This window comes from Legionella parisiensis, assembly GCF_001467945.1.
In the GTDB taxonomy this organism is placed as follows: Bacteria; Pseudomonadota; Gammaproteobacteria; order Legionellales; family Legionellaceae; genus Legionella; species Legionella parisiensis.
The window spans coordinates 191,934-210,744 of sequence record NZ_LNYQ01000012.1; the positions used below are offsets into that span (position 1 = coordinate 191,934).

Genomic DNA, 18,811 nt, shown 5'->3' on the forward strand with positions numbered 1-18,811 from the left:
AATTCAGTGCAATAGAATCAAAACTCCAGATATTTATAACCTGGAGCCAGCATAGCAAATCCCCAAAATAATAAATTTTTAAGTCTGATTTCAAGTCTGTTGACAATTCGCCAGATTGAGCCAAAAATGATGCGATTTATAATATGCTGCAAAACACCAATCCTATTTTTATGAAACCGAATCATCTATTAAAAATTATTCTCGCCAGCGCATCTCCAAGACGTTTGCACATTTTGCAAGAGCACGGTTTGCCTGCTGTTGTTATGCCTGCCGACATTGAAGAAATTCAGCAAAAAGACGAGGAAGCTAAAATATATGTTACACGACTTGCCAGAGAAAAGGCGGAAACTATTTTGGCACAAGTCAAAGCAGGTACCGCGGATATCATTCTAGCAGCAGACACTACAGTAGCCTACCAGGATCATATTTTAGAAAAACCCCGCGATCATCAAGATGCATATAGAATGTTAAGCATGTTAAGCGGCAATTCTCATGAGGTCTATACGGGCTATGCTCTAATTTTTCTACCAGAACAACAGTGGTGGGTTGATTGTGTCGCAAGCAGCATTACTTTTCACACACTTACAGAGCAACAAATACAAAATTATATTGATACAGGAGATCCTTATGATAAGGCTGGCGGATATGGTATCCAGAATGTATATGATACATTTATAAAAGAAATAAAAGGCTCTTATTACAATGTGATGGGTTTGCCCATTGAAGAAATTATGAAAAGAATTTCTCTTAGATATTCTGAATCATTTTAATTAATATGTTGAGAACGTACTTGGTTTTTTCCAGCTCTTTTCGCTTCATATAATGTTTTATCTGCTGCAGAAATCACTTCATCCACATCATTAACATAAAATGGAGAAACGCTGACTATTCCTATACTAATTGTAGTTTCACCTTTTTCTCTCTGTTTTTTAAATTTATTTTGCAGTTTATTACACAGTAAAATAGCATCATCAAGCGAGGTATTCGTCAAAATCGCTGCAAACTCATCACCCCCAATACGAAATGCACTGTCATTGGCTTTTTTTGCAGAATTTTTGATAGCAGCAGCTAATTGTTTCAAAAATAAGTCACCGGAAGGATGACCATAATTATCATTAATATCTTTGAAGTCATCTACATCGATTAATACCAAATTAAGAGGGTGATTGTTTCTTTTTGCTCGTTTAAATTCTTCATCAAGCCGCTTATCAAAATAACCGCGATTATAAAGGCCAGTTAATCCATCAGTAATTGAAACTCGGCGGACTTCTTGCAAAGCATCGTCTTTTTCTTTGCTGAGTTGAAGGGTTTCTTGCAACAACCTTGAAGGAAATTTGGCTGTAATTATTAACATAATCACAAAAAGAATAAACATAATTGCTAAAATAATACGATCCAGGCCACCTAGCCAAAAATTATAAACAATTAGAGGTAAGAACATGGGGATTAAATAACAATAATATGCTGGTAGATATACTGAAAGTGATGCCAGAGCCCCTGATGCCATCCCCCCTAAAGCCAGAGTAATAACATTTTGATGCATTTCAGAGAAATGAGGATAGAAAAGAATATAGCAGGATCCCCACAAAGCTCCTGTTAAGAAGGTAAAAAATAAAAAATGGTTTTTAGTATTTTCTTTTTTGACAATGTAATCTTTACTGGCAATACTATTTTTACTATTAATCCAGCGGGTAAAGCTTAAAACGATCATGCCCAGATACCATGCAGCCACAGGCATTATTGATGCATGACGGTACAATAAATATCCCGCTATCACAGTAGACACTAAGACATTAAAAGGAATTGCTTTAAGAGAGCTCTCGAGAAGCAATAAAAAACATTCATCCTGTAATTGAAAAATCGACTTCCTCGTCATTTTATTCTCCGTCATTCTAATTTTGAAAATTAAAATTCAAATTAAGAAGCAAAAAATCAAATGTTGTTTTTAAAAAGCGTTCAATCTAAATTGCTTTTAATCTAAGGATTTAATATTAATTTTAGCACATCAATAAATGCGGCTAGAGGAGAAAAGCCCAAATTACTCGCTGCGCAAAGAAACCACTGGCTCCAATTTTGCAGCACGTCGTGCAGGATAAAACCCAAAGAAAATTCCAGTGGCCGCCGATACCAAAAAACCGGCTACTGGAGGAAGAAGATAGAGTGAAAAGTTCCAATCACTAAAATAGGCCAGAATACGCGTAAAAATTAATCCTAAGATTACCCCAAGGACGCCTCCCAACAAAGAAAGCATAACCGACTCAACTAAAAATAACGCTTGAATTTCGCTATTTTTGGCGCCCACCGCTTTACGAATACCAATTTCTTTTTTGCGCTCACTCACTGAAACCAACATGACATTCATCACGCCAATTCCACCCACCAAAAGCGAAATACCACCGATTACACCAAGTAATAGGGTAAAAATTTGTCCCTGATTTTCCATGCTGGCAATAATTTGTTTTGCACTACGGGAAAAAACACTCAATTTAGGGGCCATGGAACCAATGATTTGTTTTATTTCTTCAATCACTTCATCTATGGGGCTATCCGGTTTCAACTCCAAAACCACGTTATTTACCTTGGCATCCTTGCTAATCATACTAATCCCAGCCAAGGGAATAATAGCCGCTTGATTTATGTCCTCATTGAAAAAACCATTTTCCTTCCAGGGTTCGGCCACTCCAATAATCGTATATAAAGATTGCCCTATACGTAATTGTTTTCCTATGGGATCATCAAAGCTTATCTCTTTGATTTGCCGCGCTAAACCTGCGCCAATCACACAATAATGCTCATAAGACTCAACAAAAGAAACAAAATGTCCGGCAGCTAGTTTAATATGAACAATTTTTGGTAAATGCTCGTTGGCTCCTATAACTGCGCCCTGCATTAATTTCCCCTGAAAACTCAAAGGTTGATATGCGGTGCTATAAGGAGCCATATCCACAATATACGGTATTCGTTCAGGCAACTGCTCCCATTGATCTGCAGAGATTGACTCCATACTTCCAGAAGATTTATCTGTCGTTTTGGGGTAAACAGAAATTGCCAATAAATCGGTACCTAAAGCCTTAAATTGGGCCAATGCCTTTTCTGTAGCTAACTGACCGCAACTAATTAACGCAACAACAGCTGCAGTACCTACTAAAATACCTAGAATGGCTAAAAAGGAACGCAATTTGGCAGCGGTTAAATTAACCAATGCTTGCTGGCAATGCCCGGCAAGATTCATGACCCGGTCTCCGCCATAACCACACCATCCACAAGAGTAATTTTTCGCTCGCACATTGCAGCAATCTGCTCATCATGAGTAATCATAATGATACTACGCCCCTGAGCGTGTAGGCTTAAAAATAAATTCATTACTTCATTACCGGTACGTGAATCAAGCGCCCCAGTAGGCTCATCTGCCAAAATTACTTGGGGCTCTGTGACCAAAGCACGAGCAATGGCAACCCTTTGTTGCTGTCCGCCGGATAATTGTGTGGGCCGATGGTGTGCATATTGATGCATACCTACTCGCGCAAGGGCAGCCAGCACTCTTTCTTTAGTTTCAGCAGGTCCAATGCCGCGATAGATTAAAGGCAATGCTACATTTTGCATAGCATTAAACCTTGGTAACAAATTAAATTGCTGGAAAACAAAACCGATATTTTGATTCCGCAGCTCTGCTGCTTCATCATCGGTCAAAGCAGCAACATTGCGATTCTTCAATAGATAGGTTCCTGCATCTGCTTTATCAAGAAGCCCCATAATATTCATCAAAGTAGACTTACCTGAGCCAGAGGCTCCCACAATAGCAAGCAAATCTCCTTCATATACCGTAAGCGATACTTTTTTTAAGATGGTACTGCTCACTCCTTCGAGATGATACGTTTTTACAATATCCGTCAATACCATTAATGATTGCTGAGTCTTCTTAAGATCACCTTTTTGGCACGGGTTTATCGCAGGATGCACAAGCCTTTCAAGAACACTTGAGTCAACTGACAAATCCTCAGACAAGGTATGTGAATTGATTACGAGATCACTCATAAACCACCACATCGCCGGCTTTTAAACCAGTCTCAACGACAACTGAATCTGCTTGTGCCGCACCTGTTGTTATAACTCGCTTTTCAATAGCGCCTGACTTGTTTTGCAAGTTAACTATACTTTGTCCTTTTTCTCGCTTTATTGCAGCGATAGGTATGATGAGCTGCTTGCCATTATCCACGCTTAATTCAATCGATGCACTCATACCAACTTTGATCCATTGTTGCTGCTCTGGGGTCAATTTCTTAACCTCAACTACTGCCGTAAAGAAGGGGAGTCCATTGTTATTTGATGCTTGGGCATTCACTGCAACCAATTGCCCTTTTAATGGATATTTACCAAAAGCGACGCCACTCACTACGGCATTCATGCCTGTTTGAATTTGGGTAATATCGATTTCCGGAACATCAATTTCGATACTGATCCCGGATAAATCACCAATCAATCCAATAACTTGGCCCGATTTCACTGTAGATCCCACGTTAACACGTACACTTTTATCTTCACCTGCTTTAGGAGGATACAGTAACACTCCATCTCCGGGTGACTTTAAATGAATGATATTATGCTTGGATGCCAAAATTTTTTTTATCTTAGCAAAATCAGCCAAACTTAGTGCAGATAAATTTTTGGGACTGTTTTCATCGAGTTTCTCTAACATCTCTGTCAGTTTACGTGTGGACTGCATTAAAGTAACCCGGCCTGTATCCACATTTGATTTTTCACTCATATAGTTATTTTTGGATAATAAACCAGAGTCCCATAAATCCTGAGTTCCAACAAACTTGGCTTTTGCTATGGTGTAGCTGTCTTTGGCTTTTAAATACTCTGTTAATGTATCATTAAACTGCCTTTGTAACTCAGTTGAGTTTAGAGTTAAAATCACATCACCTTTTTTGATCATTTGTCCATAATGAAAATTCATTGTTTCAACCACTGCCTCCATTGGGCTGGCTATGGTATTTTCATGTAAAGGCTGCACCGTTCCTGTAAAATGCAAGGTTTTATGAATTGGCTGTTCCTCGACTTTATATTGGTGTAACGCAACCGCATTTTTCTTCTCATGATCACCACATGAGGATAAAAGAAACCCGGCTAATAATAAAATGACAACTTTTGATGTGTTTAAATACTTATTCATCCACCATACCTTAATTTAATTTGCCAATGCTCCAGCGTTGTTCCCAGAGTTCTTTGTAAGTTTGATATCTGAGTAAGATATGCAATTTTTGCATTAATTAATCCGGACTGAGCCTGGATAAGCTGGTTCTGCGTGTTGTTTACATCCAACGCACTGGATATTCCTGCTTGTTGTTTTTTCTTTTCCAAGGCATAAGATTGCTCTGCCAATTTCACTTGTTTTAATGCTAATTGATAACGTTTTGCCAAACTTTTTATATTGTTTATGGTATTGGTGATATTTGTTATTAATGCACGTTTCGTTGCAAGTAAATTTAAACGATCTTTTTCCAAGCGCACTTTAGCATTAATTAACTGACTGCGGCGACTGATGTCATGCAAAGGAACAGTTAATGTCAAACGGGCGGCCTCGGTGATGTTATTTCCGTTGTAAATGCCCCTAACCCCTCCGTTAGCGCCTGTCACATCATTTAAAACACCACTTTGCACATTTCCTGAGACATCCAATTGCCAAAGCTGTTGATTCTTGGCAACTTTATAAGCACGCTCATCCGCTCGCAATGTCATTTTTTGTGCCAAATAAACGGTATTATGATTCAACGCCTGCTCAATAGACTTCTGTAAATCAGGAACTGCAAGCGTGTCTAAAGCAACATCGCTAGGGACTGATATATGCATTTCTGGATCAAGGCCAATGGTCTGCAAGAGATCCTGGGATGTAGTTTGAAATTCATTCTCCGCTTGTTCCACCATTAAACTTAAAGATTCAATTTGATAGGATTGCTGAATGTTGCCTGTTGGTTCTAATTGACCTGCCTTTATTTTTTTTTCATTAATTTCATACGATTTTTTTGCTTCTTTTAACTGCAAGCGCTGATTCTGTAAATTATTTCCGCTTAAAATAAGCATTCGATAAGCCATAATAACTTGGGTAACCTGATCCGCGACCGATTGCTGTAAGTTTAATTTGTTTAACCATTCATTGTCCTGGGCATCTAAAAGCGCTGCTTCGTTTACTGCTTTTCCAAAACCACGCAATAAAGGCTGAGTTAAAGAAAAGTTCAACACTGGATTGTAATTGTTATTGTCATTGACGTTATTGTTTATTGATAAATTAGCTTCGGTTCCTAGTTTTGTTTTTAAATTAAACTCAGGGCTAGCTAAGAATGTACGTGTTGTATCGGTACCTACTCCATTAAATTTACTTTTTTGGATTACCCCAGAAGCCCCCAAAGCATATTGCAGTTCGAACTGATTGTGTGCCAAACGCAACTGATAACGCTGTACGATTCGATCCAGTTCGGCATTTTGAATATTAGGGTTATAGCGTAAAGCAAGTAAAATCGCTTCTCTTAAACTTAAATGATGTACGGTTTTATGGCGTGCGGCAGGTGAAGTAGGCAACTCTATCCAGTTATGCAGCATAAACTCGGGATTCTCTATCGCTTTTTGTAAGCGCTCTTCTGCTTGTTTTACCTGCAGATCTTCAGTAATGGGGAGTGACCAAGCATTAAATCCGAACAGGCAACATAGTAAGAAAAACGTAACTTCTCTCCTTTGCCTACGTCCCACGGCTTGTCCGCGAACAAGTCGGAAACGCAAGACGTAGCGTGGAGATAAGCGACGACAAAAAAGCAAATTATTTTTTGTTCCTTTCCGCCCCCCCAAAACAAGCCACGACATGTAAGATAAGCATATGGAGTTAAAGTTTTTTACTAACATCATTTTTTGTTCCAGACTGCAAATCGTTGCATATCCTGCAAGCGTAATGCAGTGAGTTGGCCACCCCAAAGACATCCGGTATCTAGTGCATGAATTTTGGGATTGGGGCATTCTCCCTTTAAAGCAGCCCAATGCCCAAAAACAATATCCACATTAATTTCTTTACGATGCGGTACTTCATACCAAGGATAAAGATTTGCTGGCGCTTGAGCAATAGTTTCTTTATAACTCAATTCCAGCCGTCCTTGTGCATCACAAAAACGCATGCGTGTGTAATAATTGGTAATTACCCGAAGCCGATCCACCCCTTTTAAATCATCAGACCATATATCGGGTTGATTACCATATAAATGCGATAAAAAATCACGATAGTTATCACCTGAAAGCACCTCTTCAAGTTCTTTGGCACGTTGTATTGCCTGTGACAAGTCCCATAAAGGACAAATTCCAGCATGACACATCACTACCTTAAATTCTGGTGAGTAATACAAAATGGATTGTTTCCTTAACCAATGACCTAAAGCCTCGCCATCGACAGCTTCAAGCACTTCATGCAGCGTGTCATCATGCCCTTTCCACGGTCTGTCACCAAACAAGGAGCCTAATAGATGTAAATCATGATTGCCTAAAGTCACCCTGGGCGTAATGGGTAAGGTGCTGACGAAACGTAAGACAGCTAAAGATTCAGGGCCCCGATTCACCAAATCGCCAACAAACCACAAACGATCATTTTTGTCATCAAAATCGATTAATTCCAACAGTCGTTGCAAAGGCTCATAACAACCTTGCACATCACCAATTGCATAATCAGGCACCGTTTTTTGCTCCTGGCCTTAGCGCGCTCCCTTCGTTATCAACGACTTTCCATTTCCCCGCTGCATCCAGCTTCTGCAACGAACCTGCCAAACTCATACTTTGCTTCTGGATAAACTGGCTGTTGAACTGTGCTTTATGAATCAATTCCGTAGCGGACATTGATTCTACTTTCCCAGTACTCGGATGAACCACTTTTACTGACTCGGGTAAAGCGAGGGTATACTTGGAAAATACAATCCCTTTCTCCATTTGATTTTTTGTCTCAAATCGACTTAACACGCCACCATCAGCAGCGAGGCTATGTAAACCCAAAGATAGAAATCCATTTTGTGCTGCTTGCCAATTTTTATACTCAGGATGCTCCCGTACAAATAATTGAAACATTTCAGCACACATCAACATACCCCCAGGGACCATAAATAAGGGGGCTTTATTAATCATAATCTTGCCGCTATCTAAAGCTTTTATCATCCATTGGATAAACTCCATGCCAACAGCCTGTTCCTTCTCTAATAAGGTCTCTGGCTGGCCACCAGAAAAAGTTCCTGCACGATAACGCCCCCCACTATGAGCTGGGCTGCCTCTCATCATAAACTCAAGTAAATAACGTTGAATTGCAATCGCTTCAGCGCGAATTAATATGGCTCCCAAAGTACCCGCAGAGCGCTCATCTTCATTTAATAACGCAAGCCATATGGAAAGAACTTCTGGATTAGAGGCTATCCAGGCAAATCCACTTGTCGGCATTAATGTTTTTGCCATCAATAAATTGAGGCGACGTCGAAATTCAATTTCAGGTTCTTTTTCAAACTCATAAAAATAGTAAATTCCAGTGCTAGCCATATTTTCAAGTAAAGGATTCCATTCTTTTAAAAATTGACCGTTTGCATCATAAAAACTAACACGGTAATCAACGAACAATTTACCTATACCTTGAAGAACTGCTGCTGAGAAAAGTGCATATTGCCAAAGCTTTTGTTCTTCAGATAATAAGTCAGGCTGATCCTGCACCATAAATTCCTGAAAAAGGCTCAGCGCAGCTTCTGTACGGTTTAATGCATGATCCACCAATCCACCTTGCTGGGAATAATAACTGTTTGCTGTCTCAGGTAAATTTTGACAATAGTGCACTAGGTTATTGATAAGAGTGCTGCATAAGCTATCATACCGCGCAGTTTCCAAGCCAGATAACATTCTCATCTTTTTTAGTAGTACCTGTCTTTTGTCTTCCGACAAAAAATGATTCGCACTAACAATGCGTGTTAAATCTTTTAAAGATTTACCGTGTGTAGACAAGGAACCTTTACGCTGACGTTGACGATGAAACAAGGCCATCTCCATAATAATTAATAACTCCAAATTGATAAATTACATCCATGATGATTAATTTTACACTAATTGGAAATAAATTTCGCTAGTTGAACATATTCCGAGACAGAAATTTGTTCTGGTCTTTTACTTCCATCAATACCGACAGTGCTTAATTGCTCAACCGTTACGATTCCCTTCAAATTGTTATTAAGTGTTTTACGGCGCATGGCAAATGCACTAGCTACCAGACGCTCCAACTGCGCAACAGAAATTTTTTCAAAGGGGGAAACACGATGGGGAATAAGACGAACCACCGCTGAATCAACTTTAGGCTGTGGATCAAAAGCTTCTGGAGGAACATTAAACAAATGCTCCACAGCACAATGGTATTGCAGCATTACTGTTAACCGACCGTAGGTTTTACAGCCTGGTTGGGCTGCTATACGTTCTACTACTTCCTTTTGCAACATAAAATGCATGTCTTCTATATACGGCGAAAAGTGCAATAAGTGAATGAGTAACGGTGTGGAGATATTATAAGGCAAATTCCCTACCACACGTAATTGGGGACCAAATTGGCTGTAATCAAGAGTTAACGCATCTGCAGCAATTAAATGCAACTTATTCTGTGCCATGGGTCGTCCTGACAGATATTGTTGCAAATCGGTATCGATTTCAACTGCTGATAGATGATTTAAGCGATGCAACAATGGCTCAGTTAAGGCCCCCAAACCCGGACCAATTTCCAGCATATTATCTTCTGCTTGTGGATTAATTGCTCGGACAATGTCATCAATAATATGTCGGTTTTGCAGAAAATTCTGGCCAAAACGCTTGCGTGGGCTATGCCTCACCTTTGTTCATCCCATAAAATAAAAGCCAATTATAACGCGCATCCTCAATAAAAAGTAGCCTAGGTGAAGCGAAGGATGGTTCTGGTTTTCCCTTACTGGGTAACGTTATATGCCTGCAAATCAAACGACAAATTTATATAGCATAAACTTCTCAATTTGGTGTAAAATTCGGCCACTATGAACAAGGCTGAGATTGTTATGGCTAATAGAAAAATGCTGAAATCCAAAATTCATCGTGCTTGTGTCACTGAAGCCGATTTGGATTATGAAGGGAGTATTACTATTTCTCCGGAACTGCTTAAGGCGGCAAACATATTACCTTATGAAGCAGTCAATGTGTGGAATATCACTGCAGGCACCCGATTTGAGACTTATGCCATCACGGGTAAACCAGGTTCTACTGAAATTTGCGTGAATGGAGCAGCGGCACATTTGGTAACTCCAGGTGATTTAGTCATTATCGCTTCTTTTACCCAAGTATTGGAAGAAGAATGCGCGAATATCGTTCCTACTGTAGTGTTTGTTGATCAGTTCAACCGCTTAAGAGAAATTCGACCCGAACAAGTTGGAGTGAAAAACAAAGCGCTTGCTGAGGCTTAAAAATTTCTCTACGTACTGCGCTTTATGCGCAGTATCCAGAACAATTCTTGCGTTCTTTTTTAGAGAAGATCTCTGGATACCGCGCATTCAGGGCGGTACGGAGGGGGGAAGGTCAAGAACTATGCTAAATCACCTTTTAGAGTTACGCCGCCGTGGATTGCAAACCTTAATATGGTTTGGCAGCTTATTTCTTGTTTTCTTTATTCTAGCTAACGATTTATATCGAGCTTTGGTTAGCCCACTGCTGCATACGCTTTCCGCTCAAGAAGGTTTAATTGCTACTCAAGTTACATCCCCAGTATTTACCCCACTAAAGCTCGCTGCTGATGCAGCCCTGTTACTAAGTGCTCCTTTCGCTTTATTTCAATTTTGGCGCTTTGTCAGCCCTGGCCTTTACCCAAGAGAACAAACTACCCTACGTATTGCTCTAATCTTCAGTCTTGCGCTTTTTCTCGCTGGGGTTTTATTTTGCTTTTATTTGGTTTTACCGTTCATGTTTCACTTTTTTGCACATGCCTTACCTAAAGGAGTGCGCTATATGCCTGATATGGCTTATACTTTGGATTTTATCACCAGAATGCTTATGATTTTTGGTTTCTGCTTTCAGGTACCATTAATTTGCTTTGTGCTGGTGCGTTTAAAAATCATTGATGTGATTACGCTAAAAAAAATCAGACCCTATGTCATTGTTGGGGCTTTTATTGTAGGGATGTTACTTACCCCACCTGACGTTTTCTCCCAAATCATGCTCGCGCTACCACTTTGTTTCCTTTATGAAATAGGGATTATTTTGGCTATTTATTTTATTTAACCCACTGATTTTTAAATGGAAAACTTGTTTATTTATTCATCAGCCAATGTGTTTTATAATGCCCATGCTATAACCATTTAGATGTGAGATGTAAAAATGATAAATAAAGAAGAGCTAACCCGCCAATATCTGGAAAAACAGCAACAAATCGAGATAGAAAAAGAGCAGCTGCTGCAATTGAAACAACAAAAAAGCAACAAAGAAAGAACTATAGAAGCACTTAATCAAAAAAATAAAACCATCATCGAAAACGAAGTACCATCAGCTTTAAATTTAGCCCAAATAAATGCCAGTTCATCAGCAAATTTAAATAAAGAAGAGAAAGAAGCGGTTTTACTCTACGTCCAAGACCAAGAAATTGCTTTGCGTAAAGCAGAAGAAAATAATAAAAAACTTTTTGAGCAAACAAACAAATTAAATTTATTGCTGCAAAATGTGGAACAACATTTAACTGAAGGTTATGACAGAAATATACTTGCAACATGTGCTAATCAATCAGGGATTACAAGCACCAGGAGTCCACAAAATATAGGATTTGATTTATTACTGGAGATTCTTGAGGAAGAGAAAAGCAAATATACTTGGACCTTAGACTCAACCGATAGACGTAACTTATTAAGCGTTGTCTCTCGTAAATTGAAAAGCATTGAATTTACTCTTGCTGTAGATAAACAGACTCTAAGGGATATTTCATCTGCTTTACACACTTTAGACGAACTTAAATTAAAACTATCTAATAACTATGATGAAAGAAACAATCTCGCTGAAGCAGTTGCTCTACTTGCTCAACAGATAACCCAAAAAGAAACAGTGACCATTAAAGAACTTACAGACCAAGCGGCAGAACTGGATCGACAAATTAAAACTCTAGAAAAACAACAAGAGGAAGAAAGAGACCGTCAAGAAAAAGAAAAGAAAGAACAACGTAAAGTCTTCGCTGAGAGGCTTGCAGGAATGCTTGAACTATACATCAATGATCGCAACAAGCATTATCACCCTAAAGATTTATTTATTTCAAAAGATAGAGATATTCGCGATCAATTTATTAAAAAGATTGGTAATGCGGAAAATGGCCTCTTAAAAGTATATGTGGAGTCCGGAAACAGTGAAGCGGTGCTTAAGAAAATTACTACAGAAGTGGATAAATTTCCAGGCGTCAAAATGCAGGCGACACTAAATAAAATTGTAGTTCAATTAATGGAGGCAGATGCAAAACCTGAGGCGGTAGAAGATTATTCTGGGAAAGTGGAGCAAGTACTTTTAACATTCGAACGCAAAGAAGGCTGCCAGAAAGAATATGCCCTGAAAATGCGGGGTCTATATGAAAAAATTGCCGGGATAACAACTTTTGCGGAAGATTTATCCGAACAGGAAAAAGAAATCATCAATCAACTCTCTGGTGATCTTAAAAATGATGTGGACCAGTTTATCTATCAAAATCGGGATGACATTCCAGAAAAAGAAGCATATCAAAAATTTAAAATGAAAGTTAAAGCACGATTACACAGTCAAGATGATTTGATGAGTGAATATACATCTTGGCCAGTGGTTTTAGCCAATATTTTGTTTAGTCTAGCAACTATAGGTAAATTGATTTATTCGAAAGTAACAACTGGAAGAGCATCTTTCTGGTTTGATAAAACTGAAGAGCAAAAAGCAAGCGAAGCCCCGGTTGATGAAATACTGGAAGATATAGGCGATTTTTTAAGTCTTAATACAATCTAAATAATGCATAGTCTGGGTAGCCAAACGAAGCGAATGTTGTCCTGCACAGGAATGACAGAGCGAAACCCAGACTACTTGCCCCAAATGTCGCTGTACATCATCTATTATGCCCTATTTAATTTTTCCGTGGGTAATACCCCTTTTATATTGTATTATTCATCGCAAAATGTTTTTTATTACAAAAATGAATACATCTAATGAATTAAGACTTACTGTACATCTGCAAATTCAAGAGCATTTACGCCAAAGTACAACTCACCGTTTCAATGAAATCAATAAAATATATGCTGAATCAGGATCTAGCTTAAAAGAAGAACTACAAAAGATTATTCTCAAAAAATTATGCGCCTCTCATAAATTAGCCTTTATTTTAATCGACATACAAAATGATTTCGTGCTGCATGACTTTGCCTTATATGCCCCCGCTGGCGAAAATACCGTGCTCAGCAATATGGCATTACTTGATGCGTTGATTGAGCTTATTGCAAACCACCCTCAGATCTGTCAGCAAATCGAGATCATTACTACTCAGGATGCACATGTTTTTGGACGAACCCAAGACCATATCGATGTACAAATTATGACGCAAGGTTATGGGGACATACATACGCAGAGAATGCTCAAAATTGAGCACCATGAATTGCAACAACTTAATCCAGAAAACGGACAATATGGGCTCCATTGCTTATACGGTACAATAGGTGCCGCCATTTCCCAGCCTATTGAAGAACGCCTGAAAACTCTGGAACAAAGCATTTCAATTTACCGCTTTGCTAAAATTAATTTCTCTGCTCCTGAAGCTGGAATGAAACTTAAGGCAGGAGTTGATTTAAGTACTCCATGTTTTTTAAAAGAGATGGATAATATTTATGACGAGGATGCTTTGTCTTTTCTCCAATTTTTTCGAAATAAAGCGTATAACGAACTATTGATTACCGGAATCTGCGGAAATATTTGTGTGCAACAAGCAGCCGAAGGTCTGGCAAAAGCAGGGAAAAAAGTAAGCGTACTTGATCCCTGCGTGCATTACCTGATAATCCCCAATATGAGCTCTTATGATGAAGTATGGGCAACAGTACAAAAATCTTATACTGCAAGAGGGATAAGCTCGATTGAACTCATTGATTTTCAATCAAATCCTGAATGGCAAAGTCAACGAAAACACCTGTTACTCAATAATGAACACGCTTTAACTTTGTAGTTACTTTGTGCAGAAACCGAATCAATTTCAGGCGTTAGATTCATAGAGGTTTTTCCGCCATATAACTTCATCTCTTTGGCTCCTATTTATTACTCTCCTCATTATTTTTTCTTTTAAATTTTCTATAAGCTTCAAGCTTAATTCAATTCTACCGATATATTACTCAAGATGCTCAACAAAGAGGCTTATATGAATAAAATCGCACAATTTAACATTGGAGATTTCGTGATCCATAAAAACAGTCGCTACAGAGCAATCGTGGTGGATGTAGACCCACTGTTTCAAGCTTCAGGACGTTATAATCCACAAGCTCATAAACGTGAATTTGCTACACGAAATCCTTGGTATCGCTTGTTGGTTGATGACAGCAGCCAAATCACGTATGTTGAAGAATGCATGCTCATTGCGGACACAAGCCAAAGGCCAATTAACAACCCGAATATTCGTTTTTATTTAAAAGAAAAAGAAGGGTATTACCTTAATGCAAATCCCACACACTAAGCGCGCTAATTTGTACCTGGATGCAGCAAAGCGGAACTCGGGATTAAGTTTTTTATTTGATTGCTCTAAACCCGTTGCACTTCGCTGCACCAAGTTACATGTTGTTATGTATTCCTTAAAATTAAAACCAAAAGGGCAATAAAGCCAATCAAAACAAGAGCCAACACTCCCATAGTAAAAAAACTTTTGTTTAAATTTTCCTTACTAAATTGCTCCGGACGTCCTTTGATTGCACGGTACAAAATGAAAATGATTAGTCCGGCACCCATAAGACCTAGAATTTGATACAAAGTCTCCATAAAACTCTTCCTTATTTTGCTTCAAAACTAAATGCATCTGAAAATAAATGTGCGGAGGAAACACCGCTGTTTACTAATACATCACGAGTACTGTATACCATATCAAAAGGTCCACTAATAACTATTTGCCATTCGCCCAGATCTTGTGGATGCTTGCTTAGTACAATAGAAGCAAGAGGAACAGCATTGTCTTCAGAAACCGAAGAAAAATATTTAAAATGGCTCACATGGCTCTGCCAACTGCTTACCTTTTCATCCATGTATAAATCATTTTGCAACCGTGCGCCCCAAAATAATTCAAAAGTTCGAGTATCTGAAGTAGATAATAACTGTTCAATCATCGCTTTTACTGGTGCAAACCCAGTCCCACCTGCAATAAATAATATAGGGCGTCGCGGATCCAAATGTTTAATGGAGCATTCACCAAAGGGCAGGCGGATATTCACAAAACCATATTCCTTGATGTGGGCAAATAAGCGCTGGTTGTAGGGATTTTCCAAGCTATGACGAATGTGGAGCTCATATTTATGAGATCCTAATGGCGCGTTAGCAATAGAATAACTAAATGCCTCTTCACCAAAAAGAATTTGCAGATATTGCCCCGCTTGATAATCAATGTATTTTTCAGGAGTTAAAATCAAACGCATGATGCTGTCTGTCAAGGGTGAAATGTCCTCTACAATAGCTTGAATTGTTTTTTTCTTCATTCACCTAACCCCAGAGAAGACCAGTAACCATTGACTTTATTTAGTATTTCTTCATCCATTACAATGGGCTCCCCCCATTCTCTTTGTGTCTCACCTGGCCATTTATTGGTTGCGTCCATTCCTATTTTAGAACCCAAACCTGAAACAGGTGACGCAAAATCCAGATAATCAATCGGTGTATTTTCCATCATGACCGTATCTCGAGCAGGATCCATGCGTGTAGTCATTGCCCAAATCACATCCTTCCAATTACGCGCATCAATATCATCATCACAAACAATGACAAATTTGGTATACATAAATTGTCTTAAAAAAGACCAAACCGCCATCATAATGCGCTTTGCATGCCCAGGATACTGTTTCTTCATTGTGACTACAGCCAAACGATAAGAACACCCTTCTGGGGGCAAATAGAAATCAACAATTTCAGGGAATTGTTTTTGCAGTAAGGGAATAAATACTTCATTTAACGCAACACCTAAAATAGCAGGTTCGTCAGGAGGTCGACCAGTGTAAGTGCTATGATAAATGGGAGCGTCTCGATGGCTGATACGTTCCACCGTAAACACCGGAAAAGATTGTACTTCATTATAATAGCCCGTATGATCTCCATAAGGTCCTTCAGGTGCCTCTACTCCAGGCTCTAAATAACCCTCTAAAATAATTTCTGCACTAGCTGGAACATGCAACTCATTTCCAATACATCGAGTGAGACGCGTGCGTTGACCCCGCAATAGTCCAGCGAAAGCATATTCAGACAAAGTATCCGGGACTGGGGTCACCGCGGCAAGGATGGTTGCTGGATCTGCACCTAATGTCACTGCAACTGGAAAACGTTCCCCGGGATAAGCTTTTTGCCATGCTTGATAGTCCAATGCGCCTCCACGATGGGATAACCAACGCATGATTAATTGATTTTTGCTTAATACTTGCTGCCGGTAAATCCCCATGTTTTCACGTGTTTGATGAGGCCCTTTAGTGGTTACAAGCCCCCAGGTTATTAATGGGGCAGCATCTTTAGGCCAGCAGGTTTGAATAGGTAAAGAATTTAGATCTACCTGATCCTTTTCCCAAACATGAGTTTGGCATTCCGCACCTCCTACATATTTTGGTGCCATATTTAATGCCTGTTTTAATAAAGGGAGCTTATTAAATGCATCTTTAAATCCTTTAGGTGGATCAGGTTCCTTTAATGCAGCCAATAATTTTCCCACCTCTCTCAATGCACTGATGTTTTCTTCACCCATTCCCAGAGCTACACGCTCAACGGTACCAAACAAATTGGTCAGAACAGGCATTCGATGATTTGGAGTATTGGTAAAGAGAAGAGCCGGGCCGCCTGCGCGTAATACCCGATCACTGACAGCTGTCATTTCAAGATAAGGAGATACAGGATAGGATACGCGTTTTAATAAATCTCGTGCTTCTAATTGTGCAATAAAATCTCTTAGATCAGAGTATTTCATTAATAATCCCCTGGAGTAGCCTGGGTGAAGACACAGCCTGCCAATTTAAGTGAGTAGCTTCCATACCCTACTTCCCCCGTTTTGTCCGCGGGAAGTAGGACGCTTGCTTCCTTAACTTAAGATGAGCAACAGCCATACCCGGAAAAACCTCCGCTGTGCTTTTCCCAGGCTGCATTTAAGACGGTTAGAATACTTAAATTACTCTTGGCGTTTCATTGCATCAAAGAATTCAGCATTGGTTTTATGATTCTTCATGCGCTCAAGCAAGAACTCAATTGCATCACACTCGTCCATAGATTGCAGGATTTTGCGCAATATCCAGGTACGTTGTAGATCCTCTGGAGATAATAACAGATCTTCACGGCGTGTACCGGAACGATTAATGTTAATCGCAGGGAATACACGACGCTCAGAGATATTTCGGCTCAAGTGGATTTCCATATTACCCGTTCCCTTGAATTCCTCGTAAATCACTTCATCCATTTTAGAACCGGTGTCTACCAGAGCTGTAGCGATAATTGTCAAGCTGCCGCCTTCTTCAATATTTCGTGCAGCACCATATAGACGCTTAGGTCTTTGTAATGCATTAGCATCAACCCCTCCAGTCAGTACTTTACCTGATGAGGGAATCACTGTGTTGTAAGCTCGGGCCAGGCGAGTAATCGAGTCAAGTAAAATCACCACATCACGTTTGTGTTCGACCAAGCGCTTGGCTTTTTCGATTACCATTTCAGCAACTTGGACATGACGGTTTGCAGGTTCATCAAAAGTACTGGCAACCACTTCTCCTTTTACAGAACGTTGCATTTCAGTTACTTCTTCAGGACGCTCATCAATTAATAATACAATGAGATAACATTCAGGATAATTTTTTTCTATAGAACGTGCGATGTTTTGCAGCATTAATGTTTTACCCGCTTTAGGAGGGGAAACAATCAAGCCACGTTGACCTCGACCAAAAGGAGCACATAAGTCAACTACCCGCGCAGTCAAATCTTCGGTACTGCCATTTCCTTGCTCCATAACCAAGCGCTCTGTAGCAAATAAAGGAGTAAGGTTTTCAAATAAAATTTTTCGTTTGGCACTATCAGGTGAATCATAATTGATTTCATCAACTTTCAACAAAGCAAAATAACGTTCGCTGTCTTTAGGAGGACGAATTTTACCTGAAATAGTATCACCAGAACGCAAACCAAAACGTCTGATTTGGCTGGGGGATACATAAATGTCATCAGGGCCCGCCAAATAAGAGCCATCGGCAGAACGCAAGAAACCAAAACCATCAGTCAAGACTTCTAAAACACCATCTCCGTGGATGTCTTCACCTTTTAAGGCGTGCGCCTTAAGAATGGCAAAAATAATTTCTTGTTTGCGCATACGGGAAGGGTTTTCGACGCCAATCTCTTGTGCGATGTTAAAAAGATCGGCAATAGGCAATTGCTTAAGTTCACTAAGATTCATACTTCTCACTTGATTTGTTGATTAATTGAATTGGGTATCCGGGAAAAATATTATTAAGAATGCAGCTAAGGATTCTGCTGCCTATGTGACATATTTATATTATATCACATATTGCAGACAGGCTATCACAGCTTTAGTAAAAGATACAACATTTTTTATATA

The 18,811-nt window shown here is 39.4% G+C and carries 18 protein-coding genes; 6 read left to right on the forward strand and 12 right to left on the reverse strand.

Features of this window, described 5'->3' with window-relative positions:
• The first annotated feature begins 170 nt into the window (after positions 1–170).
• Positions 171–770 carry a Maf family protein gene (locus Lpar_RS03550; RefSeq protein WP_058517060.1) on the forward strand — a complete coding sequence of 200 codons (600 nt, stop codon included), beginning with the start codon at positions 171–173 and terminating at the stop codon, positions 768–770.
• Here Lpar_RS03550 and Lpar_RS03555 read toward each other — a convergent pair.
• The 8 genes from Lpar_RS03555 to rsmA all read right to left on the reverse strand — a co-directional run bounded on the left by Lpar_RS03555 (position 767) and on the right by rsmA (position 9,878).
• The gene (locus Lpar_RS03555; protein WP_058516622.1) at positions 767–1,876 is read right to left on the reverse strand and encodes a GGDEF domain-containing protein; all 1,110 of its coding nucleotides are present in this window, start codon (positions 1,874–1,876) and stop codon (positions 767–769) included. The two genes, Lpar_RS03550 and Lpar_RS03555, sit on opposite strands and share 4 nt — an antisense overlap.
• Before the next feature lie 162 nt (positions 1,877–2,038).
• Entirely contained in the window at positions 2,039–3,232 is a 1,194-nt protein-coding gene (locus Lpar_RS03560) for an ABC transporter permease (protein ID WP_058516623.1), read from the reverse strand.
• Positions 3,229–3,900 (reverse strand): ABC transporter ATP-binding protein, encoded by a 672-nt coding sequence (locus tag Lpar_RS03565; protein ID WP_058517061.1) that lies wholly within the window; start codon positions 3,898–3,900, stop codon positions 3,229–3,231. The genes Lpar_RS03560 and Lpar_RS03565 overlap by 4 nt, the downstream gene beginning before the upstream one ends.
• A gap of 127 nt (positions 3,901–4,027) precedes the next feature.
• Positions 4,028–5,176: an efflux RND transporter periplasmic adaptor subunit gene (locus Lpar_RS03570; protein WP_058516624.1), complete on the reverse strand. Its 1,149-nt coding sequence runs from the start codon at positions 5,174–5,176 to the stop codon at positions 4,028–4,030.
• Positions 5,173–6,900, reverse strand: a complete 1,728-nt coding sequence (locus Lpar_RS03575) for a TolC family protein (RefSeq protein WP_115341203.1) — start codon at positions 6,898–6,900, stop codon at positions 5,173–5,175. Before Lpar_RS03575 ends, Lpar_RS03570 begins: the two co-directional genes overlap by 4 nt.
• Positions 6,897–7,712 (reverse strand): symmetrical bis(5'-nucleosyl)-tetraphosphatase, encoded by an 816-nt coding sequence (locus tag Lpar_RS03580; protein WP_058516625.1) that lies wholly within the window; start codon positions 7,710–7,712, stop codon positions 6,897–6,899. Before Lpar_RS03580 ends, Lpar_RS03575 begins: the two co-directional genes overlap by 4 nt.
• Positions 7,705–9,054, reverse strand: a complete 1,350-nt coding sequence (locus Lpar_RS03585) for a conjugal transfer nickase/helicase domain-containing protein (RefSeq protein ID WP_058516626.1) — start codon at positions 9,052–9,054, stop codon at positions 7,705–7,707. Before Lpar_RS03585 ends, Lpar_RS03580 begins: the two co-directional genes overlap by 8 nt.
• 53 nt (positions 9,055–9,107) lie before the next feature.
• A complete protein-coding gene (rsmA, locus tag Lpar_RS03590; RefSeq protein WP_058516627.1) occupies positions 9,108–9,878 on the reverse strand; it encodes a 16S rRNA (adenine(1518)-N(6)/adenine(1519)-N(6))-dimethyltransferase RsmA in 771 nt (256 codons plus the stop codon).
• 198 nt (positions 9,879–10,076) lie between these two features.
• Between rsmA and panD the strand changes: the two genes are divergently transcribed.
• The 5 genes from panD (at position 10,077) to hspQ (ending at position 14,716) form a co-directional block, all read left to right on the forward strand.
• On the forward strand, positions 10,077–10,478 hold the full coding sequence (panD, locus tag Lpar_RS03595; protein ID WP_058517063.1) for an aspartate 1-decarboxylase: 402 nt from the start codon (positions 10,077–10,079) through the stop codon (positions 10,476–10,478).
• A 121-nt stretch (positions 10,479–10,599) separates the two neighbouring features.
• Positions 10,600–11,289, forward strand: coding sequence for a twin-arginine translocase subunit TatC (gene tatC, locus Lpar_RS03600; protein ID WP_058516628.1), 690 nt, complete (start codon positions 10,600–10,602; stop codon positions 11,287–11,289).
• Positions 11,290–11,385: 96 nt separating this feature from the next.
• Positions 11,386–13,014, forward strand: coding sequence for a hypothetical protein (locus Lpar_RS03605; RefSeq protein ID WP_058516629.1), 1,629 nt, complete (start codon positions 11,386–11,388; stop codon positions 13,012–13,014).
• Between the two features lie 166 nt (positions 13,015–13,180).
• Positions 13,181–14,215: a cysteine hydrolase family protein gene (locus tag Lpar_RS03610; protein ID WP_237759338.1), complete on the forward strand. Its 1,035-nt coding sequence runs from the start codon at positions 13,181–13,183 to the stop codon at positions 14,213–14,215.
• Positions 14,216–14,404: 189 nt separating this feature from the next.
• Entirely contained in the window at positions 14,405–14,716 is a 312-nt protein-coding gene (hspQ, locus tag Lpar_RS03615) for a heat shock protein HspQ (protein ID WP_058516630.1), read from the forward strand.
• A gap of 104 nt (positions 14,717–14,820) precedes the next feature.
• On the opposite strand, the gene Lpar_RS03620 is transcribed toward hspQ, so the two are convergent.
• From Lpar_RS03620 to rho, 4 genes are all read right to left on the reverse strand, one after another.
• Positions 14,821–15,015, reverse strand: coding sequence for a hypothetical protein (locus Lpar_RS03620; protein ID WP_058516631.1), 195 nt, complete (start codon positions 15,013–15,015; stop codon positions 14,821–14,823).
• Positions 15,016–15,026: 11 nt separating this feature from the next.
• Positions 15,027–15,722: an NAD(P)H-flavin reductase gene (locus Lpar_RS03625; RefSeq protein ID WP_058516632.1), complete on the reverse strand. Its 696-nt coding sequence runs from the start codon at positions 15,720–15,722 to the stop codon at positions 15,027–15,029.
• Positions 15,719–17,188, reverse strand: a complete 1,470-nt coding sequence (ubiD, locus tag Lpar_RS03630) for a 4-hydroxy-3-polyprenylbenzoate decarboxylase (protein ID WP_058516633.1) — start codon at positions 17,186–17,188, stop codon at positions 15,719–15,721. The genes Lpar_RS03625 and ubiD overlap by 4 nt, the downstream gene beginning before the upstream one ends.
• A gap of 198 nt (positions 17,189–17,386) precedes the next feature.
• Entirely contained in the window at positions 17,387–18,649 is a 1,263-nt protein-coding gene (rho, locus tag Lpar_RS03635; RefSeq protein ID WP_019232746.1) for a transcription termination factor Rho, read from the reverse strand.
• Positions 18,650–18,811: the final 162 nt, after the last annotated feature.